Here is a 26,594-nt window from a genome sequence, read left to right as displayed (position 1 = left end):
TGACGGAGGCAATCACGCCACCAGGGCGGCCCGCACCACGGCGAGGTGGCTCTCCTTGCGGCGCGACATCGCCTGGCGGCGCCGGTAGAGGTGCATGCGGATGTTGCGCTGCGGCACGATCGGCAGCGCCCGCAGCACGCCGAGCGCGACCTCGTTGTCGACGCAGGCACGCGGCACGATGGCGATACCGCGCCCCGACTGCACGATCACCTTGATGGTCTCGATGTTGTCGGCGACCGCCAGGATGTTGGGGCGGATGCCGAGCTCGGCGAACATCTCGTGGACGACGCGACCGTAGCCGACCGACAGCTCGCTCATCACGATCGGCTCCAGCACCAGGCGGCCGATATCGACGGCCTGCGGACTGCGCGCCAGGACATGCGAGGGATGTGCGATCAGCGCCAGCTCGGCCTCGGCGAGCGGCTCGAACACGATGCCGGCCGGCACGTGCTCGGGGTCCGACTCGATCGCCAGCCCGGCGTCGATCTTCTCCTCGGCGAGATGGGCGAAGATGGTCTTGGTCGGCGCCGTGAGGATTTCCAGCCGCACGGTGCGCAGCGTGTCCGGCACCTCGCGAAAGAGCTTTGGAATGACGATCTGGGCCATGCCGGAGCCCATGGCGAGCGTCAGCGTCTCGGAGGGGGCGCGCTTGAGCCTACGGGCGATGTCCCACAGGCTGGTGAAGTCGCCGACGACGCGCTCGGCCTCGTAGAAGAAAGTGCGGCCCGGCTCGGTGACCTCGATGCCGCGCGGCGTGCGACGGAACAGCGAGAAGCCGATGCTCGCCTCGAGCATCCGCACCTGCTCGCTGACGGCCGACTGCGACACGTTCAGGCGCTCGGCGGCGCGCGTAAAGCTGCGCTCCTTGGCGACGCTGAGGGCGTAGCGGATCTGGCGGAGTTCCATGGCCGGCCCCTCCGTCGACCGCGAACCATGCTCAGGCGCGAACAACGCCCCGGCGGGCGGCGTCGAGGGCGGCGCCGATCAGCCACTCGTCGGCGCCGGGCGGACCGATCAGCGACACGCCGACCGGCAGCCCGTCGACGGACGCGAACGGCATCGTCACCTGCGGCGTGCCGGCCATGCCGGAGATCGCGGTCAGCGCGATGATGCCGGTGCGCAGGCCCCACATGGTCGAGCGCTTCTGGCCGGCAAGCGGCGCGGCGAACGGCGTCGTCGGCACCGCGATGACGCTGCCGTCGGCGAGCAGCGTGTGGACGCGCTCGCGCACCTGCTCGCGCACGTCGCGGGCCGCGGCGAGCTCGTCGGGACCGGCCCGGGTGCCGCGCAAAAAATTGTCGGCGACCTCGAAGCTGAAGCGCGGATTGGTGCTGTCGATCCAGTCGCCGAAGGTGGTCCAGGCCTCGCGGCCCTGGAGAGCGGCCTGGTGCGACGACCAGTCGGCGAGGCCGGTCGGCGACAGGCGGACGCGCTCGATGACGGTCCCCTGCGCGAAGGCCCGCGCAACGGCCGCCTCGACGGCGGCGGCGACCGCCGGCTCGGCGACGGCGAGTGCGTCCTCGGCGAGGAAGATGCGGCCCGGCCGCACGGGCTCGATCTCGCTCTCCAGCAGCACGGCGCTGACCTTGGCGAAGACCTCGGCGTCGTCGGCCATCCAGCCGACCGTGTCAAAGCTCGGCGCCTGCGGCAGCACGCCCTGGAACGGCACACGGCCGTGGGTGGTGCGGATGCCATAGAGGCCGCAGAACGACGACGGCACCCGCACCGAGCCGGCCGTGTCGGTGCCGAGCGCGAACGGCACGGTGCCGCCGGCGACCGCGGCGGCCGAGCCGCTCGACGAGCCGCCCGGAATGCGGCCGGGCGCACGCGCATTGGTCGGCGTGCCGTAGAACGCGCTCTCCCCGAAGATGCCGCGGGAAATCTCGTCCGTGATGGTCTTGCCGACCAGGGTGGCGCCGGCGGCGAGCAGCGCCTCGATGGCCCAGGCGGTCTCGTCCGCGGGCGGATGCGTGTCGCGCCAGTCGAAATTGCCGCCGCCGGTGCGGTGGCCCTTCACGTGGAACAGATCCTTGGCCCCGAAGGCGAGGCCGGACAGAGGGCCGCCGGGCTTGCCGTCGATGTGGACGTCGACGTCGTGGCAGAAGGCGTTGTGCGGATCGGCGAGGCGCTTTGGGGCGGTCATTCAGCGGAATCCTGGAGCGATCGTCGGGACGGGAACGAGCTGTTGCAGGGTGCGGGCGACGCCCAGCACGGTCGCCTCGGCGAGGCGCGGCGCGGCGACCTGGACGCCGACCGGCAGGCCGTTGCCGTCGAGCCCGGCCGGCACCGAGGCGGTCGGCACGCCGACCAGCGTCAGCACATAGGTCGGAGCGATCCAGTCGATATAGCTCTTCATCGGCCGGCCGCCGATGTGGGTCGGGTGGTTCTGCTCGACCGGGAACGGCGGCACCGGGACGCAGGGCGTGAGCAGCACGTCGAAGCGCGAGAAGAACGCGCAGGTGCGCTCCCACAGGCGCGCCCGCGCGGCCTCCGCCTCGACCACCTGGGCGAGGGTGAGCGACTGGCCGTAGCGGATGTTGCCGGCGAGGTTCTTGCCCATCTGCTCGATCTGATTCATCCGCGAGCGGTGGGTCAGCAGCACGGCCGCGCCGCGCAGCACCGGGAAGGCCTCGGTGCCGTCGGTGAGGTCGAGCACCGTCTCCTCGACGATGGCGCCGGCGTCGGCGAGGGCATGGGCGGCGCGGCGGCACAGCGAGGCGATGCCGCCCTCGATGCCGACGCCGCTGACGTCGTCGACATAGCCGACCTTGAGGCCCTTGACGGAGAAGCGGCGCACCTGGTCGAGCAGCCCGTCCATCGACACCGGCAGCGAGATCGGAGATTCGGCGCTGGGTCCGGCGATCGCTCCCATCATCAGGGCGACGTCCTCGGCGGTGCGCGCCATCGGCCCGGATACCCGCAGCGAGTCCCACGGCAGCACGCCCGGCCGCATCGGCGTCAAGCCTGGAGTCGGGCGCAAGCCCACCACCCCACAGAACGACGCGGGCACGCGCAGCGAGCCGCCGAAATCGGTGCCCTCGGCGAGCGGCAACAGCCCGGCCGCGAGCGCGGCGGCGCCGCCGCCGGTCGATCCGCCGGCCGACAGCCGCGTATCCCAGGGATTGCGGGTGACGCCGAACAGCTCGTTGAACGTGTTGGCGCCGGCCGCGAACTCCGGCGTGTTGGTCTTGGCGACCACGATGGCGCCGGCGGCCTTGAGGCGCCGCACCACCTCGGCGTCGGCCGCCGGGATGTTGGTCTCGTAGAGTTTCGACCCGAAGGTGGTGCGGATGCCGGCCGTCGGCGTCACGTCCTTGATGCCGACCGGGACGCCGTGCAGCGGCCCGAGCGGCGCCCCCTGCATGACGGCGGCCTCGGCCGCCAAGGCGGCTTGGCGGGCCTGCTCACGGGCGATGGTGCAGATCGAGTTGACGGGGCCGTCGCGCCGCTCGATGCGGTCGATGACGGCTTCGACGACCTCGCGGGGCGAGACCTGGCGGGAGCGGATCGCCGCAGCGAGCGCGACGGCATCGAGCCGGGCGAGATCCTCGGCAGACGTGACAGACGAGTTCATGACAACCTTCGGCAGCGAGGCCGGGCGGCCTCCTCGACCCTGCTTAGCAGCGAGCCTCGCTGCATGCAAAAACCGTGCACGCGATCCCGTGCGGTGCGCGGCCCGGCCTACCGTCCGGCGACGCGAAGCATTTGGACAACTCGCCCCGACCGATCATACACTTCGAATTCGTCGTCCGGCGCCTGCCCGCCGCCACGCGACGGTGACCTTACGATCCGGACTCATTTTTGATGACGAAATCTTCGCCAGCCGCACAGCTCCACCCCGTCGGCGCCGGCGCCTATGCGTGGATCGGAGCAGACGGAGACTCCAACGCCGGCGCGGTCGACACCGGCGACTCGCTGCTGGTGATCGACACCCAGCAGAACGAAAGTCTCGCCCGCAGCTTTCGGGCGGCGCTCGCCGACCAGCTCGGCAAGCCGGTGCGGGCCGTCGTCAACACGCACTATCATCTCGACCACGTCGCCGGAAATGCGGTGTTCGCCGGCGAGGTGCCGATCATCGCCCACGAGCGCACCGCCGAGGCCTTCGCGACGCTGCTCGGCGCCAATGGCGGCCGGGGCTGGACCGTGACCGACCTGCCGACCAAGTCGGCGCTGTGCTACGGCGAGAATTTTTCGGATCTGGTCGCGAACGATGCGGCAGCGCGGGCGGAAGCCGACCACCGCCTGTCGGAGCCAGGCTACGAGCGCATCACCATCGTGCCGCCGACCCACACGTTCAGCGACCGCTTCGCCTTCCATCTCGCCGACGAGGTGGTGCGGCTCGGCTATTTCGGACCCGCCCATTGCGACGGCGACGTCGTCGTCCATCTCGAGCGCGCCAAGGTCTTGTTCCTCGGCGACCTGTTCGTGCACGGCCGCTTTCCGTGGATCGGCGACTGCGATCTCGACGGCTGGATCCGGGTGCTCGACACGGTGCTCACCTTCGAGATCGACACCGTCATTCCGGGCCACGGTCCGCCCGCCAGCCTGCGCGAGCTCGGAAAATTCCGCGATCTCCTCACAGCCCTGCGCGACGCCGTGGCGACAGCGATCGGCTCCGGCGCCTCCGAGGACACGGCGGCGCGCGACGTCCGCTTGCCCCGCTATGAGACGATGCCGCGCTATCCGGAATGGATCGGCGCCAATGTCCGCAGCGCCTACCGCCATCTGCGCGGCAGGCGGCGAGGGTGATATCCGCTGCTGTCATTTCGGGGCGCGGGCGTCAGCCCGCGAGCCCGGAATCCATTCACACAGACCGGGGTTATGGATTCCGGACAGCGTCGCTGCGCGACTCGTCCGGAATGACGGAGATGAGATCGCTCCGGATCTCTCCTCACATCGGCGTCTTCTCGACCTGCCCGGTCGAGCGCACGAACCAGCGCTCGCTCATCATCGGCTTGCCGGCGAGGCGGTCGAGCAACCAGTCGGCGATCATGCTCGGCGGGAACGGGCCGAGATTGGTCGAGGCGACGTTGCCGACCGAGTGGCGCGACTCCTGATAGACGACGAACTGTTTTGGTCCGCGCAGTGCGGCCAGCAGCCGCTCGGAATGCTCGAGCGGGCTCAGCTCCTCGCACTCGCCGGCGACGCACAGATACGGCGCCGTGATGCGCTCGGCATGCCCTTCCCAGGTGATGGTCTTGCGGAACGCGTCGAACTCCGCCTCGCCGGTGATGCCCGACATGTACATGAAGCGCTTCTTGAAGGTCGGCGACGCCTGCTGGAAGATCGTCTCGCCGCCCGGCTCGTGGCACACCGACATCACGGCGCACGCCTTTATCCGCGATTCATGAGCCGTGAGGATCGTGCCGAAGTACGAGCCGAAGCTGGTGCCGACCAGGCCGATGCGCTCGGCGTCGATCTCGGGCCGTGCCACCAGCCAGTCGACGATCGGGCGACCGGCGGCCGCCCAGCGGTCGGTGGAGAAATACACGCCGACGATCGGCGCCTCGTACTGGCCCGGGCCGTCGATCGCCAGCACGGCCATGCCGCGCGCCAGGAAGCGGTCGTTGGCGAGCGCCACCGCGGCTTCCTTGAAGCTGTCCATGCCGGGCACGTTGATCACCACCGGCACGCGACCGCCGCGATAGCCTGGCGGCAGGTGGAACCAGGCCGGCAGCGCCCTGCCCTCGAACGGGATCCACACCGGCTCGACGTGGTGATCGGCGAGCGCGGCATATTTGGTGAAGCAGGCGCGCTTGCGCGCATTGCAGTCGAGGTTCTTGGCGTCGTTCCGGTCGTAGGGCCATTGCGCCGCGGCCCACTGCACGGCCGCCATGTACCAGTTGTCGCGCGCCGTGACCAAGTGCCCGTCGGCCTCGGCGGCCTGCGCCTTGGCCTCGCGCCGGCGCGCCACCGCCTCGAAGGCCGGACCGATGTCGCCCATCTTCTTGACGCGCTCGCGGATGACGGCGAAATCGGCATTCGCCTCCGGCCCGCAGGGCGCGGCGAGATAGACCGAGCGCGGCTGGTCCCAGTCGATGCCGTTCGCCCGGATGATGTTGTCGATCACCCAGCGCTGCTCGTCGAAGCGGCGCATATGGGGCTCCCCGCGCGCATCCGGAACGGGCGCGGGAACGAAGTCGCTCGACTGGCTCATGCAGGGTCCTTGCGGCGTGCGGAAGGGCGAGGCGGAGGGAGCCGAAGCCTAACGGAGCGACGACCGGAAGATCAACCGGCAGGACAGGACGACCGGTGAGATCATCGGCCGACATATCCGCACCCGCTCATCCCCGCGAAAGCGGGGACCCAGCGCCCAGGAGCAAGGGACTGGATTCCCGCTTTCGCGGGAATGAGCGGAAAACGCGCCACCCGGCCGACCGCTCGGTTCAGGACGGCTTGCTCGATTTGCTGCTCTTGCCCTTGTTCATGCACGCGTCGATGTCGTTCGCCCGGGCGCGCGAGCCCAGCCCAGGCTTGCTGGCATAGGACTGGGTGCAGCAGCGCCGGTACGAGGCGGGCCCGTACTGGCAGACGACGCCGCCCTGGGCGAGCGCCGGGCGCGTGTCGACGAGCGAGACGCCGAGGGCGAGCGGCAGGGCGAGCCCCATGGTGATCCAGGCTAGACGTGTCATGGTCGTCCTCCGTTGCGGCATTCCGACCCATGGTTGTTGTTGGCGACGCGCCGGCGGTTCGACCGGAAAGGCAACGGCCCGTCACGGCGGCGATGGTAGTACATGTCCCGGCGAAGCGGAAACCGGCGCCCGCGGTGGCCTGCGGGCCTCCGCGGTCGGAAACCCCCGCCCCGGCCCAAGGCCCTTTTCTCCGCCGGCTCACGCCCTATGATGGCGCGGCGCACAGGAGTCCGGGCGCGAGGGCGCGAGTCCTCACGTTTGCGAGTCGGTTGCGCACCCCCGAAGACGATGGAGAGTCCCGATGGCGATGACGATGTCCGGCGAGGTGCAGTTGCCTGCGCCCCGCGAGACGGTCTGGACGAAGCTCAACGATCCCGAGGTTCTGCGCGTCTGCATCCCGGGATGCGAGATGCTCGACCGATTGTCGGACAGCGAGTTCCAGGCCATTGCGGTGACCAAGATCGGCCCCGTCAAGGCGCGCTGGAAGGGCAAGGTGAAGCTGACCGACCTCGACCCGCCGAACGGCTACCGCATCTCCGGCGAGGGCGAAGGCGGCGTCGCCGGATTCGCCAAGGGCGGTGCCTCGGTGGCGCTCGCCGAAAAGGACGGCGGCACGCTCTTGTCCTACAACGTCGAAGCACAGATCGGCGGCAAGCTCGCCCAGCTCGGCCAGCGGCTGGTCGCCGGCGCCTCGAAGAAGATGGCCGACGAGTTCTTCACCAAATTCGCGGCCGCCGTGTCGGCGTCCTGACGGACGCGCGCGGGCGGCAAGGCACGGGGGATATGGGAATGCCGGTGATCGAATCGGAGGGCTGCGCCCTCCATGTGGAGGTCGAGGGACCGGCCGATGCGCCGGCCGTGGTGTTCTCGAACTCGCTCGGCGCGGATCTCACGATGTGGGACCCGCAGGTCGCGGCCTTCACGCGCCTGTTCCGGGTGGTGCGCTACGATCGCCGCGGCCACGGCCGTTCCGGCGTCACACCCGGCCCCTACACGATCGCGCAGCTCGGCCGCGACGCGCTGGCGATCCTCGACGGATTGAATCTCGCCAAGGCGCACTGGGTCGGCCTGTCGATGGGCGGCATGGTCGGCCAGTGGCTCGGCGCCAATGCGCCGGATCGTCTCGGCAAGCTGGTGCTCGCCAACACGTCGAGCTGGTTTCCCGACAAGCAGCCGTGGAACGACCGCATCGCCACCATCCGGGCCGGCGGACTCGAAGCGATCGTCGACAAGGTGATGAGCATCTGGTTCACCGACGATTTTCGCGAACGCGATCCGGAGGCCGTGGCGAAGGTGCGCACGGCGTTCCTGGCGACGCCGCTCGACGGCTACATCGCCTGCGGCGAGGCGGTGCGCGACATGGACCAGCGCGACCTGCTCGACAAGATCGCAGTGCCGACCCTGATCATCGCCGGCCGCTACGACGCCTCGACGCCGATCGAGGCGGCCGAGTTCATCCGCCGCCACGTGTCGGGCGCGCAACTGACGATCCTCGAGGCGGCGCACGTCTCCAACATCGAGCAGGCCGTCGACTTCAACACCGAGGTGCTCGGCTTCCTCACGTCGTGATGACGTGACATCGCGCTGGACCTCATCGCAGTGATGACGCGCCGCATCGGCGGGTGCACTGCAGCGCATTCCGCCGTGCATCATGGTGCACCGCCGCGGGACTTCGCGTCCGGCTTGTGATAACGCTTCGCCGAGGGCGAAGACCGACCTGGTCGCCGCCACAATCCGTGGAGACGATCATGAGCTTCCTTCGTTTGGTATATTACAGCCGCAATCGCCTCGGCAGCGACCCCGACACGGTCGCGGATCAGATGGCGGACATTCTCTCGGCCTCGATCGCCAACAACCGCATGCACGGGATCACCGGCGCCATGATGGTCGACGAGCGCTGGTTCGTGCAGGTGCTGGAGGGGCGCACCGGCCCCGTCACGGCGGCCTACGAGCGCATCGCCGCCGACCCGCGCCATTCCGACATCGTGCTGGCCGACCAGACCGTCGTGGACGAGCGCCGCTTTCCGTACTGGTGGATGGCGGGCGCCGCGATCGAGCCAGACATGAGCGATCTGGTCCGCCGCTGGTGCGAGGACGGCGAGTTCGATCCGACCCGCATGACCCCGCGCCGGCTGGTCGATCTCACCGAGGCCGTGGTGACGGCCTATATGAGCCGTACGCCGGAGCCGCCGGCCCGCAGCCACGCCTTCGCGAACGCGTAGGCCCGCAGCCGCCGCCGCTCCGGCCTCCCGGCCGGCGGCGGCCGGCCGGCGCCGGCGTGGCGGAAACAATCGGCAACGTTCCGAACAAACCCGAGCCAAAAATACCCTCTAACAAGCCCTCGAGACCAATCGAGGTGCTGACGTGAAACCGCTGACGAAGATGTGCATCGGCGCGACGGTCGCGCTGGCCGTGGTGACCGGCCCCGCCCTTGCCCAGTCCGACACGCCCAAGATGAGCCTGCCGACCGCCGGCGGGCCCGAGAAGAGGCTGACATCGGAAGAGCTGGAGCGGCGCAAGGCCGTAGACGAGGCCTATCAGAGCGCCATCAAGAAGATCCCGAATCAGGCGCAGAAGGTGAACGACCCGTGGGCGACGGTGCGTCCGCCGCCGTCGTCGTCATCGTCAAAACCCAGCCGATAGCGCGCAATCCCCGCTTGCCGCGCCGGCGGCGCCGGCGCTGCCGGCGCGCGACGCAATCGAGACGGCCGCCCTCACCCGCCACCCTGCTCGCGAAAAGCCTGCGGCGTCATGCCGGTCTGCTTGCGGAAGAAGCGGGTGAAGTGCGACGGGTCCGAGAAGGTCAGATCGTAGCCGATCTCGTGGATCGGCTGGCTGGTGAACACGAGCTGGCGCTTGGCCTCGGTGATGATCCGCTGGCGAATCAGATGGCCGGCCGTCACGCCGGTCGCGCGCTTGATGTGATCGTTGAGCCGGTCGGCCGTCATGGTGAGCTTGTCGGCGTAGAAGGCGAGCTGCCGCTCGACGCGGAAATGCTCCTCGACCAGCCGCCGCAGCGCCTCGACCACCGGCTCCGCCGAGCCCAGCATCACGGCGCCGCTGCGCACCCGTCCGGCGGCCAGGCGCCCGACCCCGATGGCGATCAGCGCCAGGCACGCCCGCATCGCCAAGCGATAGCCGTCGCGGGCGAGGAAATGCTCCTCGTTGAGATCGCCGAACAGCGCGGCGAGTCGGGCCGCGTCGCTGCTGCTCGCGATCGGCACGACCGGATCGGCGGCCAGCGCCCGCAGCCGCGCCAGCGCCTCGCCGGAGCGATCGCCGAGCCCCTGCGCGACATCCTCCGTGAAGGTGGCGATCCAGCCCTCGGTCTCGTGCGCCCGGAAACGGAAGCCGTGCGCGACGGTCGCCGGCACCAGGATGGCGCACGGCGCCGCGAACGGCTGCGTCGCCGCCTCGTGGCTCATCTCGCCGCCGCCGGCCGTGATCAGCAGGAGCTGGAACAGATTGCGGTGGCGATGGGCCCGGATCGTCCAGGCATGCCGGGTCGAGCGCGACGCGATCGTCTCCACATGAATGAAGTCGAACGCCTGGTCCTCCGGCGGATCGCCGTAGAGGTGGAACAGCGGAAGGACCGGGGCGAGGCTCGTCGATCGTGCCGTCATGGCGAAAGCTTAGGACAGGAACGGCCTGATCGGAATGCCCCGCCGGGTTATCAACCGAAACCGCACGACAAAGGTGCGGCGCGGGACGGCGCCGGCCCGGGACACTCCGCTGCAACGCAGCGGAGGCCCGGAAGAGCCGAGCGGCTCAGCGCTGGCCGCTGCCGTGCTGGCCGCCATGCCCGCCGGCGTGCTGGCCGCCCTGATCAGGCTGCTGCGACTGCTGGCGCTGCTGGTCGGACCGTCGCTCGCCCTGTTGCTGCTGGCCCTGGTGCTGCGGGTCCTTGTTGTGCTGGCCTTGTTGCTGCTGGTCCTTGTTGTGCTGGCCCTGCTGCTGCTGGCCTTGCTGCTTCTGGCCGTGCTGCGGGTTCTGGTTGGGGGTCCTGGTGTCCTGGCTCATGAGGCGTCCTTCCGTTGTCCAGCCCGACACGGAGTTGGACGTCGAATTGCGCCGACATCAAGACAACCCAGCGTGTAAACTGTTCGTGAGCGGAACTGAGCTTGGCCTGAAAACGTAATCGAAGGACGATACTGGCGTTCACGACTTTAGCAGCGTAAATTTCGGCGGCGCCGAATATCGCATCATCATACCGCGCCCATATTCTCGCCAACCAATACTTCGGCGTGCAGGCCGACGCCACCCGCACGGCCGCGACGCGCAACCCGGCTGCCGACGTAGCGGCTGCGATCCTGGTGCCGCCGGCAGGCACCGTCCTTGCATCGTCCTCGCCACGACAGGGGTCGGAACGACCCTGGGCACGAGCGACGAGAGGTCGATCCCGATGATCAGAACACACCGTCCCGGCCCTGCTCCGGCTACTGCCGCGACACCCCGCCGGGGGAAAATTCCTGCGGCACGATCGAGCGTTGCCGGGCCCGGAGGCCCCTGTTAGAAGGGAGTCGAGCGATCGCGGCGGCGGCCGGACGGGGGTCTCCCGCGATCGAGCCGGCCGACATTGCGACGGGGACAGCGAAGGCACGGCGGACGCATGGACGTTTTCATCCAGCAGTTGATCAACGGGCTCACGCTCGGCTCGATCTACGGCCTGATCGCCATCGGCTACACCATGGTGTTCGGCATCATCGGCATGGTGAACTTCGCCCATGGCGACGTCTTCATGGTGTCGGCCTTTATCGCCCTGATCGCCTTCCTGGTGCTGACCTCGTGGGTCGGGATCGGCTCGGTGGCGTTCGCGCTGCTGATCGTGCTGGTCGTCGCCATGGCCCTCACGGCGCTGCTCAACTGGGCGATCGAGCGGCTCGCCTACCGGCCGCTGCGCGGCTCGTTCCGCCTCGCCCCGCTGATCTCGGCGATCGGCATGTCGATCTTCCTGATGAACTTCGTGCAGGTCGCCCAGGGGCCGCGCAACAAGTCGATCCCGCCGCTGCTCAGCGGCGAGTTCGTGCTGATGGACGGTGGCGGCTACCAGGTCACGCTCTCCTACAAGCAGCTCCTGGTGTGGGCCGTCACGGCCGTGCTGCTCGCCTGTTTCTGGTGGCTGGTCAGCCGCACCGCGCTCGGCCGCGCCCAGCGCGCCTGCGAGCAGGATCAGAAGATGGCGGCGCTGCTCGGCGTCGACGTCGACCGCACCGTGTCGATCACCTTCGTGCTCGGTGCGGCGCTGGCCGCCGTCGCCGGCACCATGTACCTGATGTATTACGGCGTGATCAGCTTCGCCGACGGTTTCACGCCCGGCGTCAAGGCGTTCACGGCGGCCGTGCTGGGCGGCATCGGCTCGCTGCCCGGCGCCGTCATCGGTGGCCTCCTGATCGGCCTCGTCGAGACCCTGTGGTCGGCCTATTTCTCGATCGACTACAAGGACGTCGCCGCCTTCTCGATCCTCGCCATCACGCTGATCTTCCTGCCGCAGGGCCTGCTCGGCCGACCCGAGGTGGAGAAGGTCTGACGATGCGGGCGGAGCAGCTCCGATCTCGTCGAAGCGTCATGCGCGGGCTCGACCCGCGCATCCATCTCCTTCGCAAAGAGACCTTTGTTCGTCAGCCGATGGATCGCCGGGTCGAGCCCGGCGATGACGCCGAGTATCGAGGCCGCGCATGAGCCCCGCCGGCGCCAGCGCCACGGCCCGGCAGGCCGCCAAGGACGCCGCCATCTGGGCGGCGATCGCGTTCGGCGTGTTCATCCCGCTGATCGGCCTGCAGGCCGTGCAGGACATCCGCGGCGAGCTGCGGCTCGAAACCCGCTGGCCGCTGCTGTTCTCGCTCGTCGCCGTCGTGGTCGGCATCAGCCTGCTCAACTCGCTGGTGCTGGCCCCCTGGCACGAGCGCCGCGCCCGCCGGGCGCCGCGCCGCAACGCCACCGCCGAGCGGCTGCGCATCGCGTTCGGCCGCGGCTTCGTCCCGGTCGCCATCGCCTTCGTGATCGCGTTCCCGATGCTGTCGCTCTGGCTGGTCGGCTTCCAGGGCTCGATCAAGTGGATCGACAATTTCGGCATCCAGATCCTGATCTACGTGATGCTCGGCTTCGGACTGAACATCGTGGTCGGGCTCGCCGGCCTGCTCGATCTCGGCTATGTCGCCTTCTACGCGGTCGGCGCCTACTCGTACGCGCTGCTCGCGAAAGAGTTCGGCTTCTCGTTCTTCACGCTGCTGCCGCTCGCCGGCATGCTGGCGGCGCTGTGGGGCATCATCCTCGGCTTCCCGGTGCTGCGGCTGCGCGGCGACTATCTGGCCATCGTCACGCTCGCCTTCGGCGAGATCATCCGCCTGGTGCTGATCAACTGGGTGCCGGTGACCAACGGCTATGCGGGCATCAGCGGCATCCCGCGCCCGACCTTCTTCGGCATCCCGTTCAACGCGTCCGACACCGGCTTCGCGGCGACCTTCGGGCTCGAGTTCAGCCCGCTCTATCGCGGCATCTTCCTCTACTACATCATCCTGGCGCTGGCCCTTCTCACCGCCTTCGTCACGGTGCGGCTGCGCCGCCTGCCGATCGGCCGCGCCTGGGAGGCGCTGCGCGAGGACGAGATCGCCTGCCGGTCGCTCGGCATCGACACGACGGCGACCAAGCTGACCGCCTTCGCCATCGGCGCCATGTTCGGCGGCTTCGCCGGCTCGTTCTTCGCCGCCCGGCAGGGGTTCATCTCGCCCGAGTCCTTCACCTTCATGGAGTCGGCGACCATCCTGGCCATCGTCGTGCTGGGCGGCATGGGCAGCCAGGTCGGAGTCGCCATCGCGGCGGTGGCCATGATCGGCGGAACCGAGTTGTTGCGCGAGCTCGACTTCCTCAAGTCCGTGTTCGGCCGCGAGTTCGACCCGACCCAGTACCGCATGCTGCTGTTCGGCTTCGCCATGGTGCTGATCATGATCTGGAAGCCGCGCGGCCTGATCTCCACCCGCGATCCGTCCGTGTTCCTCAAGGAGCGCAAGGCCGTCTCCGGCAAGCTGGTCAAGGAGGGGCACGGCTGATGAAGGCGGCGCCCGCTCTGCTCGAGGTCGAGCACCTGACGATGCGGTTCGGCGGGCTCGTCGCCGTCAACGACCTCGGCTTCACGGCGCGGCGCGGCGAGATCACGGCCCTGATCGGTCCGAACGGCGCCGGCAAGACCACGGTGTTCAACTGCATCACCGGCTTCTACAAGCCGACCGAGGGCCGCATCGCCGTGGTGCACGGCGAGGCGCGGATGTGGGACGAGCTCGAGCCGCTCACCCGGCGCGGCGACCGCAAGGTGGTGCACTCGACCGGCGCTCTGTTCCTCTTGGAGCGCATGCCGGACTACCTGGTCTCCCGCCAGGCCAAGGTCGCCCGCACGTTCCAGAATATCCGCCTGTTCTCCGGCATGACCGTGCTGGAGAATCTTCTCGTCGCCCAGCACGCGCCGCTGATGCGCGCGTCGGGCTTCTCGCTGTTCGGCATTCTCGGGCTCGGCGGCTACGCCCGGGCCGAGCGGGCCGCGTTGGAAAAGGCGCGCCATTGGCTCGACCTCACCGGCCTGATCGATCGCGCCGACGAGCCGGCCGGCGCGCTCCCCTACGGCGCGCAGCGGCGGCTCGAGATTGCCCGCTCGATGTGCACGGATCCGGTGCTGCTCTGTCTCGACGAGCCGGCCGCCGGCCTCAACCCGCGCGAGAGCGCCGCGCTCAACGAGCTGATCCTGTCGATCCGCGACCGGCACGACACCTCGGTGCTGCTGATCGAGCACGACATGTCGGTCGTGATGGAAATCTCCGACCACGTGATCGTCCTCGACTACGGCGTCAAGATCGCCGACGGATCGCCGGTCGCGGTGCGCAACGACCAGAAGGTGATCGCCGCCTATCTGGGCGTCGCCGACGACGAGGTCGAGGCCGCCGAGGCGGAGGTCGGGCTGTGAGGGGGATGAGCGAGGCGAAGCCCCGTATTTCACCCTCCCCTGGAGGGGGAGGGTCGAGCGCGTGCGCAGCACGCGGTCGGGGTGGGGTGAAGCCCCGCGCATCAACGCCGCTGTCACCCCACCCCGACGCGCTTCGCGCGTCGACCCTCCCCCTCCAAGAGAGGGTGAAGAGCCATCCGGAGCCACCCCATGGCTGAGCCGCTGCTCGCCGTGCGCGGCGTCAAGACCTATTACGGGAGCATCTTGGCGCTGCGCGGCGTCGACCTCGAGGTGCACGAGGGCGAGATCGTCACGCTGATCGGCGCCAACGGGGCCGGCAAGTCGACCCTGATGATGACCATCTGCGGCAATCCGCGCGCCCGCGAGGGCCGCATCCTGTTCGACGGGCGCGACATCACCGAGCTCGCCACCCACGAGATCGCCCGCCTGCGCATCGCCCAGTCGCCCGAGGGGCGGCGTATCTTCGCCCGCATGACCGTGCTGGAGAACCTGCAGATGGGCATGGTGGCGGCCGGCCGCGACGCCGACCCGGCCGAGCTCGACCGGGTGCTCGCCTTCTTCCCGCGGCTCGCCGAACGGCTCGCCCAGCGCGGCGGCACGCTCTCGGGCGGCGAGCAGCAGATGCTGGCGATCGCCCGCGCCCTGATGAGCCGGCCGCGCCTGCTGCTGCTCGACGAGCCTTCGCTCGGCCTCGCGCCGCTTATCGCCCAGCAGATCTTCGACATCGTCCGCGAGCTGAACCGTAGCCGCGGCCTCACCGTGTTCCTGGTCGAGCAGAATGCCTTCCACGCCCTCAAGCTCGCACACCGCGCCTATGTGATGGTCAACGGCACCATCACGATGACGGGCCGGGGGCGCGACCTCCTGGAGCGGCCGGAGGTGCGGGCCGCCTATCTCGAGGGCGGGCGGCGAGAGCCCGCCGCGACGGGGCACTGAGCCGTGACGAGCGTGATGGTTTCACCGTCATTCCGGGGCGCCGCGCAGCGGCGAACCCGGACTCCAACCAAGAATGCCGCAGTCGTGGCTGGATTCCGGGTCCGCGAACCTTCGGTTCGCGTCCCGGAATGACCAGCAATGAACCGGGACACTGACATGCAGGGCCTGCTCTATCAGGAAGAGTCCTTCGGCGTGTTCCTGCTGGTGACGGCGTTGCTCGGCGGCGCCGGCGCCTGGGTGTCCGGCCGCGCCATCGCGCGGACCTGGCGGCCGCGGTGGACGGTCGTGCTCTACATGCTGGTGCTCGGGCTGGCGGTGCGCTTCGTGCACTTCGCGCTGTTCGAAGGCACCCTGCTGTCGCCCTGGTATTATGCGGTCGACACCGCGATCCTGATCACCGTCGGGCTCCTCGGTTTCCGCACCACGCGGCAGCGCCAGATGGCGCGCCAGTACGGCTTTCTGATCGCCCCGGGTGGAGCGCCGTGAGGGCGGCGGCGCTCGGCCGGCGCGGCACCGCGCCGCGGCCGGGACCGCCTTTCGCAACCGCGATACCGGATGACTTTCGCCAGCCGGTCCGGCACCATCCGGGCCTCGATACGGAAACGGGACGGCGCAGTCGCGCCACGACGTTGCAGGAGGAAGATCGATGATCCACGGCAGGACTCAGGTCCTCGCGCTCGGCCTCGGATTGGCGCTCGGCGCGGCGCTCGCGGCCGGACCCGCGCAGGCGCAGATCAAGATCGGCGTCGGCGGCCCGATCACGGGCGGCAGCGCCGCCTTCGGGGCGCAGCTCAAGCAGGGCGTCGAGCAGGCCGTCGAGGACATCAACGCGGCGGGTGGCATTCTCGGCCAAAAGCTCGAGCTGTTCGCCGGCGACGACCGCGGCGACCCGAAGGACGGCGTCTCGGTCGCCAACAAGTTCGCGGCAGACGGCGTCAAGTTCGTGGTCGGCCACTTCAACTCCGGCGTCACCATGCCGGCCTCGGAGGTCTACCAGGACAACGGCATGCTGGAGATCACGCCGGCGGCCACCAATCCGAAGATCACCGAACGCGGCATGTGGAACATCTTCCGGGTGTGCGGCCGCGACGACCAGCAGGGCGGCATGGCCGGCGCCATCATCGCCGAGAAGTTCAAGGGCAAGCGCATCGCCGTGGTGCACGACAAGACCACCTACGGCCAGGGCCTCGCCGACGAGACCCGCAAGGTGATCAACGCCAAGGGCATCAAGGAGGTGCTCTACGAAGGCGTCAACAAGGACGACAAGGATTTCACGGCGCTGGTCTCCAAGCTCAAGGCGGCCAATCCGGACCTCGTCTACTGGGGCGGCCTGCACGACACCGGCGGCCTGATCCTGCGGCAGATGCGCGACCAGGGTTTGCGGGCGCCGATGATGGGCGGCGACGGCATGGCCGACGACGAGTTCGCCTCGATCGCCGGCCCCGGTGCCGACGGCACCCTGATGACCTTCTCGCCCGATCCGCGCACCAACCCGAAGAACAAGGACATCGTCGCGGTGTTCCGCAAGCGCGGGTTCGAGCCGCAGGCCTACACGCTGTACAGCTACGCCGCCGTGCAGATCATCAAGGCCGCCATCGAGGAGGCGAAGTCGACCGACCCCAAGAAGGTCGCGGCCGTGATCGCCACCGGCAAGCCGTTCGACACCGTGCTCGGCACGCTCTCGCTCGACAAGAAGGGCGACGTCTCCAACGACGGCTATCTGGTCGACGGCAAGAAGAAGGACCGCTACGTCCTCTACACCTGGAAGAAGGGACCGGACGGCAAGCTGTCCTATTTCGAGGACGGCGAGTGACCGCAAAGCCGTAGCTTCGCAGCAGAGTGCCGCGGCCGGCCGGCCGCGGCACACCTCCCGAGGGCCCGGCACAGCCGGGCCTCACGGTATCTCTTTAATTTTAAGGCCTCTACGGGTGCAGGCCGCCCGCGCACGACCGCTCACTGACCACCGCTCGGTGCGAGCTTCGTGAGCGACATGCCGCACGCCTCGGCACGCCCAAATACGGCTCGCCAAAAAAATATACGGGTGCCGAAGCGTGCTTCGGCACCCGTGAAAAACATGAAACTTATATCCCCACCAATCAGCCGGTGCTTCCAGGTCCGGCCGAAGCCGGCTTGGCGGCGCAGGGACGACGCGTGAAACAGATGCGTCACGCGTCATCTCGTCGTGACGGCAAAAAGCCCTCCCGACGATGCGGGCGAACAGAGGCACGAGGCCTCGACCGCCCGCCTGCGCGCGCTCCTCGAAAAGAGGAGAAGCGCCGAAGTTGCGCAGGCTACTTCGTCTGCACCTTCTCGGCCGCGGTCTTGATGTCCATGTAGTTGTACCGCGGATTGTTCAGCACGAACGCATGGATCGCGATCGCGACGACGAGGGCGGCGATCCAGATCACGGGCAGCCAGGTCGACGGATTGAGGACCAGCCAGATCTTGTAGTCGTCTTGCGGGTTCGACATGCTCAAATCCTCCGCTCAGTACCAGGGCTTCCAGGCCCACACGAGAACGTGGGCGAGGACGCAGATCACCATGAACGCCGTGAAGGTGGTCTTGAACTGGGCGTGGAACTCGAGCGCCTCCTCCTCGGTCAAGCCGGACAGGCTCCGATTTGGTTCAGCCATCTGTATACCCTCCATTGAGGTAGCCTTGGGACGTCGCTGCAAACGCCCCGCGGCTCGGGTTTTGCCGTGGCGGAAATCGCCACGACCGTCTTTCCGCCCGATAGCATCGGGGGAATACTCGATCGAGAACGAGCGCCAGCTCGCCTTCCAGTCGACATCGTTGAGCCAACGCGCCAATGGCCTGGCCCAGCCGACGACGTCCTCGTTGAACTTGAAGCCTTTCATCAGAGTCCCTATCGACGACCGGTTGGCCGGCCTGTCGCATGCCGCATCCGCCACACCCGGGCGCCCGCTGTGTTTACCCGCCGCACTCAACCGGTCGGCGACGGACTCTTTCGTTTCTGTCTGCGCGGCGACGGCCCATCACCCAGGCCGATCCGCGGCTCCAACCTTTTCCGGCGCGCCATGCTGGACTTGCGGCTTCCGCAATGTCCCTCCGTCGCCTGCCGGGCCGTCGCCGGTGAGGTCACCGGCGCGATCGATGGCTCGAGAAACCGGTCCGATGGGAAACCAACCGAGGGACACCGAGGGATGGGCCCTGCCCATGCCGGAGATTGAACGCCCGCAAATTGGTCGACACGCCTCGCGACGGCCTTCCGCTTCGCAACAAGTTCCGGTCGAGCTCCTGTGGATCCGGTCGCTTCAGTCTGCTGTCAGCCGCCTCACGTCTTTTGTCTTGATGTCGAGTGTAATGCTACCTTTACATCTGGGGGTGTCAACGAGGACCAATACGTAACTTCCCGCGGCTAGCGGGCATGGCTCTCGGCACTATGGACAAGCAGACATGCGCGGCCGGACTAATCCGCGGCAAAACCGCGCGCCTGCGTGATCATCGAACCGATGGAGGCGTGGCGGCGCGCCCGCACCACCTATCCGGGCGGGCTAGCGTGACGGACCGGCTGGCAGGCGAATCGCGGTCACGCGGCGGTTGTCAGCACGGCCGAGACCGCTCCGCAGATCGGCGGCGCACAACGAGTCTCCCGCTCAGCCGATGGTCCCGAGCACCGGAAACCACTCGAGCAGCAGGAAGCTCACCTGGTTGACGAGGCCGAACAGGAAGGCGAGGCCGGTGAGCACGAGGAGCGCCCCCATGCCCTTCTCGACCAGGCCGAGATGCCGCTTGAAGCGGCCCAGGAAGGCGGCAAAGGGCTCGACCGCGAAGGCCGCCGCCAGGAACGGCAGGCCGAGCCCGGCCGAATAGACGGCGAGCAGCACCGCCCCCTTGACCACCGTCTCCTTGGCGGCGGCGACCGCCAGGATCGTCGCGAGGATCGGGCCGATGCAGGGCGTCCAGCCGAACGCGAAGGCGAGCCCCATCACATAGGCGCCCCACAGGCCGACCGGGCGTGGCATCGGCAGGCGCTTCTCGCGCATCAGCGCGCCGACCCGGGTGAGGCCGAGGAAGTGCAGACCCATGCCGATGATGAGGATGCCGGCGACGATCGACAGCACGTCCGCATAGGCCCGCAGCAGCGCCCCGATGGCGCTGGCACTGGCGCCGAGCGCGACGAACACGGTGGAGAAGCCGGCGACGAAGAGAAGCGCTGCGAAGACGGTCGCCTTGCGGTCGCGGCGCGCGCCCTCCCCGGCGACCCGCTCGATCGAGGCGCCGGCCAGATACACCAGATAGGGCGGCACGAGCGGCAGCACGCAAGGGCTCAGGAAGCTGACCACGCCGGCGATCAGCGCCCACAGGAACGAAACGTCGGTCATGGCGCCTTCAGGGATCGAGGAAGCCCCTAGATGCGCTCGGCCGCCCAGCCGCGCAAGCCGACTTCGACGCCGCAGCCCGCCGGCCCGATCACCCGGGGCTTGCGCGGTCCGGTTGACGGGTCAGACGAATCCGTATCCGGTGATACATAATTGATTGCTGATTGCGGCCACGTCATGCGCCACAAGCTTCCCGTCGTCGCCGTGCTCGGCAGCGGCTCGCCTCTTCCGCCGGAACGGGCGGCGCTGGCGCGGTCGGTCGGCGGCATGGTGGCGCGGCTCGGCGCCCATCTCCTGACCGGTGCCGGCTTCGGCGTCATGGAGGCCGCGGCCGAGGCGTTCGTGGCGACGCCGGGACGGCGCGGCCTGTCGCTCGGCATGGTGCCGCGCGATGCGAACGGCGCGATCGACACGCCGAACCACACGCCCGACGGCACGCTCTATCCGAACACCCATGTCGAGATCGCGGTGTTCACGGCGCTGCCGCCGCGGGTCGAGGATTGGCTCGACCATCCCTCGCGCAACCACGTCAACGTCTTCTCGGCCGACGCCCTGGTGGCGCTGCCCGGCTCGGCCGGCACCCGCAACGAGCTCGCCATCGCGGAGCGCTTCCGCGGCGAGCAGGACCGTCCGCCGTCCGAGCGCCGCACCGTGCTGGTCGGCCCGCCGAACGCGTTTCCCGACGATGTCCGCACCGCCTTCTGCCGGTTCGAGACGGCGGTGGACGCGACCCCTCACCTCGTCCGCATTCTGCGGCGCGACGGCTTCACGCTTCCGGAATGTCCGCCATGACGACGACCCCGACGACGACGCGACGCAACCTCCTCACCGACATTCCCGGCATTTCGGTCGGCCACGCCGCGGACGCGCGGCTCGCCTCGGGCGTCACCTGCATCCTGTTCGACGAGGCCGTGATCGCCGCCTGCGACGTGCGCGGGGGCGGCCCGGGCACGCGCGAGACCGACCTGCTCGACACCGGCCGCACGGTCGAGAAGGTCGACGCCATCGCGCTCGCCGGCGGCTCCGCCTTCGGGCTCGACGCCTGCGCCGGCGTGCAGGCCTATCTGCGCGAGCAGGACCGCGGCTTCGCGGTGCGCGACGTGCGGGTGCCGATCGTGCCGGGTGCGATCCTGTTCGACCTACTCAACGGCGGCGACAAGACGTGGGACCGCTTCCCGCCCTATCGCGAGCTCGGCTACGCGGCGGCGGCCGCCGCCAAGCCGGGCGACTTCGCGCTCGGCAGCGTCGGGGCAGGGCTCGGCGCCACCACGGTCAATCTCAAGGGCGGGCTCGGCTCGGCCTCGGCCGTCACCGAGGACGGCCTCACGGTCGCGGCGCTCGCCGCCGTCAATGCGGCCGGCAGCGCCACGGTGGGCGACGGGCCGTGTTTCTGGGCCGGGCCGTTCGAGCAGAACGGCGAGTTCGGCGGCCAGGGCTTCCCAGGCAAGATGCCAGGGGATGCACTGCTCACCAACACCAAGGGCATGCACCGCACCAGCACGACGCTGGTCGTGGTGGCGACCGACGCCGCACTCGGCCGCACCCACGCCAAGCGCCTCGCCACCATGGCGCAGGACGGCCTCGCCCGCGCCCTCTACCCGGTCCACACGCCGCTCGACGGCGACATCGTGTTCGCGGTCGCGACCGGCCAGCGAATCATCGGCGACCCGGTGATGGGCCTGACCCGGCTCGGCGCCGTTGCGGCCCATGTGGTCGCCCGCGCCATCGCGCGCGGCGTCCACGAGGCGACCGCCCTGCCCTTCTCGGGGGCGCTGCCGTCCTGGCGCGACCGCTACGCCTGACCGTCGGACACCGGGTCTGCCGGGTCCTCCGGACGGAACCGCGGCTTGCGCTTGTCGCGGAAGGCGGCGACGCCCTCCTTGGCCTCGGCGGTCTCGTAGAACAGCCCGACGGCCTGCATGCCGAGCGCCGAGATTCCGCGGATCGATTCGGTGTCGGCATTGAAGGCCCGCTTGGCCAGCGCCAGCGCGGTCGGACTGAGCGCCAGGATCTCGGCGCACCAGCGATCGACCTCGGCGTCGAGCTCGGCATGCGGCACCACGGCGTTGACGAGCCCCATGCCGAGCGCCTGCTCGGCCGTGTAGCGGCGGCACAGGAACCAGATTTCTCGCGCCTTCTTCTCGCCGACCACCCGGGCCAGGAACGCCGTGCCGAAGCCGGGGTCGACCGAGCCGACCTTTGGGCCGACCTGCCCGAACACGGCGCGGTCCGAGGCGATGGCGAGATCGCAGCAGGTCACCAGCACATTGCCGCCGCCGATGGCGAAGCCGTTGACCCGGGCGATCACCGGCTTCGGCACGTCGCGGATGACGGTATGCAGCTCCTCGAGCGGCAGTCCGATGGTGCCGCGCCCGCCATAGCCGCCCGCGTGCGACGACTGGTCGCCGCCCGTGCAGAACGCCTTGTCGCCGGCACCGGTGAGCACGATCACCCCGACGGCGCGGTCCCACCCGGCCGCCGTGAACGCGGCGATCAGCTCCTCGCAGGTCTCGGCCCGGAAGGCGTTGTACTTGTCGGGCCGCTCGATCGCGATGCGGGCCACTCCGTTGCGGATGGTCAGGGTGATGTCCTCGTAGTCCGGCATGCCGCTCTCCTTGAAGACTGAACGTGCTCCGAGGGCTCCCGCCTCGGCGCCCGGCGCCGCGCCGAGCGCCGGGCCGGACCAGTGTTGCAGATCCCCCGCAGGCAACGAAAACTCGCTGCCCAGGCCGTGCTTTTGCCTGCATTGGAGTGAATTTGGTAAACGAATTCGACTACGATGAACCGTAGGTGGCACTCGACCGACTGAGTCGCGCAGCGACGGAACGCGTAACAGTTCGATCCGGCTATCGGCGAGCGAGCTAGAGGGAAACAGACCATGCGCGCACGTACAGTAGCTGCCGGTCTCGTCGTGTTGGGGGTCGTCGGCTCGATCGGAATCGTCTTCGCCCAAAAGGGCTTGCCCTGGCCGGCCGGGGCCTCGTCGCAGGCTGCGGCGCCGCCGCCGGCGGCCGCTCCTGCACCCACCACGACCGCCACGGCCGAACCGCGGCAGGTGGTGCGGCCGGCTTCGCCGGTCTCCGACGCGATCGTCGTCGCACAGGCCGGTGGCATGCCCCGGGCCAGCGCTCCGGCACCCGCGCCGGCCGCGGCACCCGCGCCGTCCGGCCCGCCGATGCCGCCCGCCAGCGTGGCCAAGGGTCCGGCCTGCACCAATCCGAACGCGCTCGGCGTGTCGCGTGTGGTCGAGATCGACACCACGGGCGGCCCCGGCTTCGGCTTCGAGCACTTCAAGCAGTTCGACTTCCTCAAGCCCGGCGAGGTGGTGCTGACCTTCGACGACGGGCCCTGGCTCGGCAACACGCCGGCCGTGCTCAAGGCGCTCGAGCAGGAATGCGTGAAGGCGGTGTTCTTCTCGATCGGCAAGCACGCGACCTACTATCCGGACATCCTCCGGCAGGTTTACGAGGGCGGCCACTCGGTCGGCTCGCACACTTGGTCTCACGTCGACCTGTCGAAGAAGAAGCCCGACGAGCAGAAGGAAGAGATCGAGAAGGGCATCAGCGCCGTGAAGGCCGCCATCGGCCATCCGATCGTGCCATTCTTCCGCTTCCCGCAGCTCAAGCATCCGGCCGAGGCCGTCGCCTATCTGGGCGACCGCAACATCGCGATCTTCTCGACCGATCTCGACTCCTTCGACTTCAAGATCCGGAAGCCCGAGCAGATCGTTGCAAAGGTGATGGAAAAGCTGAAGAAGTACGGCAAGGGAATCGTCCTGATGCACGACTTCCAGCACGGCACCTCGCTGGCCGTGCCGCAGCTCCTCGCCGAGCTCAAGCAGGGCGGCTACAAGGTCGTCCACATGGTCGCCCGCACCGGGCTCGACTCGCAGCCCCAATACGACGCCATGGTCGCCAAGACCGAGAAGTTGCCGACCGCCGGCGCTGGCCGCCCGATCAACAGCGTGGTGCGCACCGTCGAGTGAGCCCCGGGGTTCGACACGAGGTCAGCCTCCAGCTCGAAAGCCCCGCCACGGCGGGGCTTTCGCTTTCGGCACGGCTCCACCGGCCACCGAGGCGCGGATCGCGGGGAGGCGGCCATCGCGACGTCTCGAAAGACGGAGCGGCCTCCAGCGTCGCCGGCGCCGCGGCCCTGCCATATCGAACAACGCAATGTATTAGTCTGTAATTGCTGAATACTATAAATATTTATTAGGTGACGTGTACGTTCTCCGCGATCATCTCTATGTATTTATACCTGAAATTCATTTCTAAAGGAGCCTTTAAATACATCTTTAGCAGCTCCGGGCAGATGCTCCCAGCGTGTCTAGTTCCGCGCGCGGACCCGGTGTCCGGTCCCGCGGCCTTCTGCATTCCACGCCATTCTGGAGACCTGTCCATGCACCGCTTCCTGACCGTGCTCGTCGCCCTTGCCGGGCTGCTCGTCTTCACGTCCTCCCCGCGGGCGGAGGGTTCGACGCCCGAACAGGCCAAGGCCTTCGTCGAGAAGGCCGTCGCCTATTACAAGACCGCCGGCAAGGAGAAGGCGCTGGCCGTGTTCAGCGATCCCAAGGGCGAGTTCGTCGAGGGCGACCTCTATGTGTTCGCCATGGACGCCGCCGACGGCAAGCTCACCATGCTGGCGCATGGCGCCAACAAGGGCCTGATCGGCAAGCCGCAGATCGACATGAAGGACGCCGAGGGCAAGGCCTTCAATCAGGAGATGGCGGCCGCGATCGCCAAGGGCGACACCGCCTGGGTCGACTACAAGTGGCCGAACCCCGCCACCAAGAAGATCGCGTCAAAGCGCAGCTACATCGTCAAGGTCGGCGACGTCGTCATCGGCGCTGGCGTCTACAACTAAAGGCCGATCGCGCGGGCCGGGCGTGACCCGCCCGGCCCCGTCCGGACCAGCCCCCTTTCAACCCTGGTGAAGTCCCCCGCGAAAACCAGAGCGCGCAAGCGAGTCTCCCATGGTCGACGTCGTCGGTCGTTTCCGCAATGCCCCGCTGTCCATCAAGGTCTTTGTCGCCCCGGTTCTCGTCATCGCGTTCATGCTGGCGATCGCGGGCGGCGCGCACTGGGCCTCCTCTCAGCAGGGCGCGGCGCTCACCGCCATCGTGAAGGACGCGATGCCGAAGGCAGCGGCGATCGATCGACTGTCGGACGCCGCCGTACTGGCGCATGTCGAGTTGTACCGGAGCGTCAACTGGGCCGCCAACAGCGACGACAAGCAGAAGTTCGAGGAGAGCACCAAGAAAGCCCGCACCTTCCTGGCCGAGGCCAAGAAGATCGGCGGCGAGTTCACGACGCGATGGACCGCTAGTGCCGCCGAGACCGCCCAGATCGCCGCCGTACAGACCGCCGTCGACAAGTATACGGAAGCCGCCGTCAACGTGCTCGATATGGCCGAGTCGGATTCGACCACCGCCTTCATCTTCATTCTCGCGGCGGAAAAACCGTTCGAGGAGATGGCATCGCGGCTCGATGCGATGCGCGCCCTGCAGGCCCGGCAGGTCCAGGAGACGAGCGCGGCGGCGTTCGAGACAGAGCGGCGGGCCAGCCTGCTGCTGCTCGTGCTGCTCGGCACGGCCCTGGTTCTCGCGGCCGGCGTGACGGTCGTCGTGGCGCGGATGATCTCGCGGCCGATCACCGGGATGACCCAGGCGATGACGGCCCTCGCGGGCGGCGACAAGTCGGTTGTGATTCCGGGCACCGATCGGGGCGACGAGATCGGCCGCATGGCGGCGGCCGTCGCGGTGTTCAAGACCAACATGATCGAGGCCGAGCGGCTCGCCCATGCGCAGGACGACGAGCGCAAGGCCCGCGAGCAGCGCGCCCAGCGGCTGGAGCTCCTCACCGGGAAATTCGACACCGAGGCCGGCCATCTGGTCAGCGCCGTGTCGGCGGCCGCCGCCGAGATGGAATCCACCGCGCAATCGATGAACACGCTGGCGTCCCAGGCCGATCGTCAGTCGATCGCGGTGTCGGCCGCCGCCGAGCAGGCGAGCGCCGGCGTCCAGACCGTCGCGGCCGCGGCCCAGCAGCTCTCCGCCTCGATCTCGGAAATCGGCAATCAGGTGGCGCAATCCGCCCGGATCGCCGATACGGCCGTGACCGAGAACGAACGGACCGACAGCGTGGTCAGGAAGCTCGCCACCGGGGCGCAGCGGATCGGCGATGTCGTCGACCTGATCCAGGAGATCGCCGGGCAGACCAACCTGCTCGCCCTTAACGCGACCATCGAGGCGGCCCGCGCCGGCGAGGCCGGCAAGGGCTTCGGCGTGGTGGCCACCGAGGTCAAGTCGCTCGCCAACCAGACCGCCAAGGCGACCGCCGAGATCGCCACCCAGATCGGCGACATCCAGTCCTCGACCCGTGAGGTCGTCGACGCCGTGCAGGGTTTCGGCCGCATCATCTCCGAGATCAAGGAGATCTCAACGGCGATCGCGTCGGCGATCCATCAGCAGGGCGCGGCGACCGAGCAGATCGCGATGAGCGCCGAGCAGGCCGCGACCGGCACCGAGAGCGTCACCCATAACATCGCGGGCGTGAAGGAGTCGGCCGTCGAGACCGGCTCGGCGGCCGGCCAGGTGCTGGGCGCCGCGGCCGAGCTGGCGCAGCAGGCCGAGCGGCTGAGCGTCAGGATGAACCAGTTCCTGACCGATGTGAGAGCGGCCTGAGAGCCTGACCGAAAATTGAGTGAGTGATTTCGGGGGGCTGTGATTCCGTC

General features: G+C 68.8%; 28 protein-coding genes. 16 read left to right on the top strand and 12 right to left on the bottom strand.

Going from position 1 to position 26,594, the window contains the following annotated elements; all coding sequences use genetic code 11:
* Positions 1 to 12: 12 nt before the first annotated feature.
* Genes HXX10_RS20295 through HXX10_RS20285 form a run of 3 tightly spaced genes read right to left on the bottom strand, consistent with a single transcriptional unit; the run spans position 13 to position 3,574 of the window.
* Positions 13 to 906, bottom strand: coding sequence for a LysR family transcriptional regulator (locus HXX10_RS20295; RefSeq protein ID WP_296524665.1), 894 nt, complete (start codon positions 904 to 906; stop codon positions 13 to 15).
* Positions 907 to 937: 31 nt separating this feature from the next.
* On the bottom strand, positions 938 to 2,143 hold the full coding sequence (locus HXX10_RS20290; protein WP_296524664.1) for an amidase: 1,206 nt from the start codon (positions 2,141 to 2,143) through the stop codon (positions 938 to 940).
* The gene (locus HXX10_RS20285) at positions 2,144 to 3,574 is read right to left on the bottom strand and encodes an amidase (RefSeq protein WP_296524663.1); all 1,431 of its coding nucleotides are present in this window, start codon (positions 3,572 to 3,574) and stop codon (positions 2,144 to 2,146) included.
* A gap of 230 nt (positions 3,575 to 3,804) precedes the next feature.
* Between HXX10_RS20285 and HXX10_RS20280 the strand changes: the two genes are divergently transcribed.
* Positions 3,805 to 4,749 carry an MBL fold metallo-hydrolase gene (locus tag HXX10_RS20280; protein WP_296524662.1) on the top strand — a complete coding sequence of 315 codons (945 nt, stop codon included), beginning with the start codon at positions 3,805 to 3,807 and terminating at the stop codon, positions 4,747 to 4,749.
* 142 nt (positions 4,750 to 4,891) lie between these two features.
* On the opposite strand, the gene HXX10_RS20275 is transcribed toward HXX10_RS20280, so the two are convergent.
* Positions 4,892 to 6,157, bottom strand: coding sequence for an alpha/beta hydrolase (locus HXX10_RS20275; protein ID WP_296524661.1), 1,266 nt, complete (start codon positions 6,155 to 6,157; stop codon positions 4,892 to 4,894).
* Positions 6,158 to 6,386: 229 nt separating this feature from the next.
* Positions 6,387 to 6,632, bottom strand: coding sequence for a hypothetical protein (locus HXX10_RS20270; protein WP_296524660.1), 246 nt, complete (start codon positions 6,630 to 6,632; stop codon positions 6,387 to 6,389).
* A gap of 301 nt (positions 6,633 to 6,933) precedes the next feature.
* On the opposite strand from HXX10_RS20270, the gene HXX10_RS20265 reads away from it, so the two are divergent.
* The 4 genes from HXX10_RS20265 to HXX10_RS20250 all read left to right on the top strand — a co-directional run bounded on the left by HXX10_RS20265 (position 6,934) and on the right by HXX10_RS20250 (position 9,275).
* Entirely contained in the window at positions 6,934 to 7,383 is a 450-nt protein-coding gene (locus HXX10_RS20265; RefSeq protein ID WP_296524659.1) for a carbon monoxide dehydrogenase subunit G, read from the top strand.
* A 38-nt stretch (positions 7,384 to 7,421) separates the two neighbouring features.
* Positions 7,422 to 8,201 (top strand): 3-oxoadipate enol-lactonase, encoded by a 780-nt coding sequence (gene pcaD, locus HXX10_RS20260; RefSeq protein WP_296524658.1) that lies wholly within the window; start codon positions 7,422 to 7,424, stop codon positions 8,199 to 8,201.
* A gap of 179 nt (positions 8,202 to 8,380) precedes the next feature.
* Positions 8,381 to 8,854 (top strand): BLUF domain-containing protein, encoded by a 474-nt coding sequence (locus HXX10_RS20255; protein ID WP_296524657.1) that lies wholly within the window; start codon positions 8,381 to 8,383, stop codon positions 8,852 to 8,854.
* Between the two features lie 142 nt (positions 8,855 to 8,996).
* The gene (locus HXX10_RS20250) at positions 8,997 to 9,275 is read left to right on the top strand and encodes a hypothetical protein (protein ID WP_296524656.1); all 279 of its coding nucleotides are present in this window, start codon (positions 8,997 to 8,999) and stop codon (positions 9,273 to 9,275) included.
* Between the two features lie 71 nt (positions 9,276 to 9,346).
* Here the strand turns inward: HXX10_RS20250 and HXX10_RS20245 are convergent, their stop codons facing one another.
* Together HXX10_RS20245 and HXX10_RS20240 are read right to left on the bottom strand one after the other, a co-directional pair.
* Complete coding sequence (locus HXX10_RS20245; RefSeq protein ID WP_296524655.1) at positions 9,347 to 10,255, bottom strand: helix-turn-helix domain-containing protein; 909 nt, start codon at positions 10,253 to 10,255, stop codon at positions 9,347 to 9,349.
* Between the two features lie 145 nt (positions 10,256 to 10,400).
* Positions 10,401 to 10,652: a hypothetical protein gene (locus tag HXX10_RS20240; RefSeq protein ID WP_296524654.1), complete on the bottom strand. Its 252-nt coding sequence runs from the start codon at positions 10,650 to 10,652 to the stop codon at positions 10,401 to 10,403.
* Between the two features lie 589 nt (positions 10,653 to 11,241).
* Here HXX10_RS20240 and HXX10_RS20235 point away from each other — a divergent pair.
* The 6 genes from HXX10_RS20235 (at position 11,242) to HXX10_RS20210 (ending at position 17,332) form a co-directional block, all read left to right on the top strand.
* A complete protein-coding gene (locus HXX10_RS20235; RefSeq protein WP_296524653.1) occupies positions 11,242 to 12,159 on the top strand; it encodes a branched-chain amino acid ABC transporter permease LivH in 918 nt (305 codons plus the stop codon).
* 148 nt (positions 12,160 to 12,307) lie between these two features.
* The gene (gene livM, locus HXX10_RS20230) at positions 12,308 to 13,678 is read left to right on the top strand and encodes a high-affinity branched-chain amino acid ABC transporter permease LivM (RefSeq protein ID WP_296524652.1); all 1,371 of its coding nucleotides are present in this window, start codon (positions 12,308 to 12,310) and stop codon (positions 13,676 to 13,678) included.
* Positions 13,678 to 14,583: an ABC transporter ATP-binding protein gene (locus HXX10_RS20225; protein ID WP_296524651.1), complete on the top strand. Its 906-nt coding sequence runs from the start codon at positions 13,678 to 13,680 to the stop codon at positions 14,581 to 14,583. Before livM ends, HXX10_RS20225 begins: the two co-directional genes overlap by 1 nt.
* Before the next feature lie 189 nt (positions 14,584 to 14,772).
* Positions 14,773 to 15,519: an ABC transporter ATP-binding protein gene (locus tag HXX10_RS20220; RefSeq protein ID WP_296524650.1), complete on the top strand. Its 747-nt coding sequence runs from the start codon at positions 14,773 to 14,775 to the stop codon at positions 15,517 to 15,519.
* 156 nt (positions 15,520 to 15,675) lie between these two features.
* A complete protein-coding gene (locus HXX10_RS20215; RefSeq protein ID WP_296524734.1) occupies positions 15,676 to 16,005 on the top strand; it encodes a DUF6867 family protein in 330 nt (109 codons plus the stop codon).
* Positions 16,006 to 16,165: 160 nt separating this feature from the next.
* Entirely contained in the window at positions 16,166 to 17,332 is a 1,167-nt protein-coding gene (locus tag HXX10_RS20210; RefSeq protein ID WP_296524649.1) for a branched-chain amino acid ABC transporter substrate-binding protein, read from the top strand.
* Between the two features lie 140 nt (positions 17,333 to 17,472).
* Here the strand turns inward: HXX10_RS20210 and HXX10_RS20205 are convergent, their stop codons facing one another.
* From HXX10_RS20205 to HXX10_RS20190, 4 genes are all read right to left on the bottom strand, one after another.
* The gene (locus HXX10_RS20205) at positions 17,473 to 17,688 is read right to left on the bottom strand and encodes a hypothetical protein (RefSeq protein WP_296524648.1); all 216 of its coding nucleotides are present in this window, start codon (positions 17,686 to 17,688) and stop codon (positions 17,473 to 17,475) included.
* 122 nt (positions 17,689 to 17,810) lie between these two features.
* The gene (pufA, locus tag HXX10_RS20200; RefSeq protein ID WP_111420664.1) at positions 17,811 to 17,990 is read right to left on the bottom strand and encodes a light-harvesting antenna LH1, alpha subunit; all 180 of its coding nucleotides are present in this window, start codon (positions 17,988 to 17,990) and stop codon (positions 17,811 to 17,813) included.
* Between the two features lie 15 nt (positions 17,991 to 18,005).
* Positions 18,006 to 18,152, bottom strand: coding sequence for a light-harvesting antenna LH1, beta subunit (pufB, locus tag HXX10_RS20195; RefSeq protein ID WP_111420673.1), 147 nt, complete (start codon positions 18,150 to 18,152; stop codon positions 18,006 to 18,008).
* A gap of 984 nt (positions 18,153 to 19,136) precedes the next feature.
* Entirely contained in the window at positions 19,137 to 19,865 is a 729-nt protein-coding gene (locus tag HXX10_RS20190; RefSeq protein WP_296524647.1) for a cytochrome c biogenesis CcdA family protein, read from the bottom strand.
* Between the two features lie 174 nt (positions 19,866 to 20,039).
* Between HXX10_RS20190 and HXX10_RS20185 the strand changes: the two genes are divergently transcribed.
* Positions 20,040 to 20,654: a hypothetical protein gene (locus HXX10_RS20185; RefSeq protein ID WP_296524646.1), complete on the top strand. Its 615-nt coding sequence runs from the start codon at positions 20,040 to 20,042 to the stop codon at positions 20,652 to 20,654.
* The gene (locus HXX10_RS20180; RefSeq protein WP_296524645.1) at positions 20,651 to 21,664 is read left to right on the top strand and encodes a P1 family peptidase; all 1,014 of its coding nucleotides are present in this window, start codon (positions 20,651 to 20,653) and stop codon (positions 21,662 to 21,664) included. The genes HXX10_RS20185 and HXX10_RS20180 overlap by 4 nt, the downstream gene beginning before the upstream one ends.
* On the opposite strand, the gene HXX10_RS20175 is transcribed toward HXX10_RS20180, so the two are convergent.
* The gene (locus tag HXX10_RS20175) at positions 21,655 to 22,467 is read right to left on the bottom strand and encodes an enoyl-CoA hydratase-related protein (protein WP_296524644.1); all 813 of its coding nucleotides are present in this window, start codon (positions 22,465 to 22,467) and stop codon (positions 21,655 to 21,657) included. The two genes, HXX10_RS20180 and HXX10_RS20175, sit on opposite strands and share 10 nt — an antisense overlap.
* A 273-nt stretch (positions 22,468 to 22,740) precedes the next feature.
* Between HXX10_RS20175 and HXX10_RS20170 the strand changes: the two genes are divergently transcribed.
* From HXX10_RS20170 to HXX10_RS20160, 3 genes are all read left to right on the top strand, one after another.
* A complete protein-coding gene (locus HXX10_RS20170) occupies positions 22,741 to 23,847 on the top strand; it encodes a polysaccharide deacetylase family protein (RefSeq protein ID WP_296524643.1) in 1,107 nt (368 codons plus the stop codon).
* Positions 23,848 to 24,260: 413 nt separating this feature from the next.
* Complete coding sequence (locus HXX10_RS20165; RefSeq protein WP_296524642.1) at positions 24,261 to 24,725, top strand: cache domain-containing protein; 465 nt, start codon at positions 24,261 to 24,263, stop codon at positions 24,723 to 24,725.
* Positions 24,726 to 24,834: 109 nt separating this feature from the next.
* Positions 24,835 to 26,544: a methyl-accepting chemotaxis protein gene (locus HXX10_RS20160; RefSeq protein ID WP_296524641.1), complete on the top strand. Its 1,710-nt coding sequence runs from the start codon at positions 24,835 to 24,837 to the stop codon at positions 26,542 to 26,544.
* Positions 26,545 to 26,594: the final 50 nt, after the last annotated feature.

The sequence above is a fragment of the Rhodoplanes sp. genome (genome assembly GCF_013377085.1).
Taxonomy (GTDB): domain Bacteria; phylum Pseudomonadota; class Alphaproteobacteria; order Rhizobiales; family Xanthobacteraceae; genus Rhodoplanes.
This window is presented reverse-complemented; position numbering and strand designations above follow the sequence as displayed.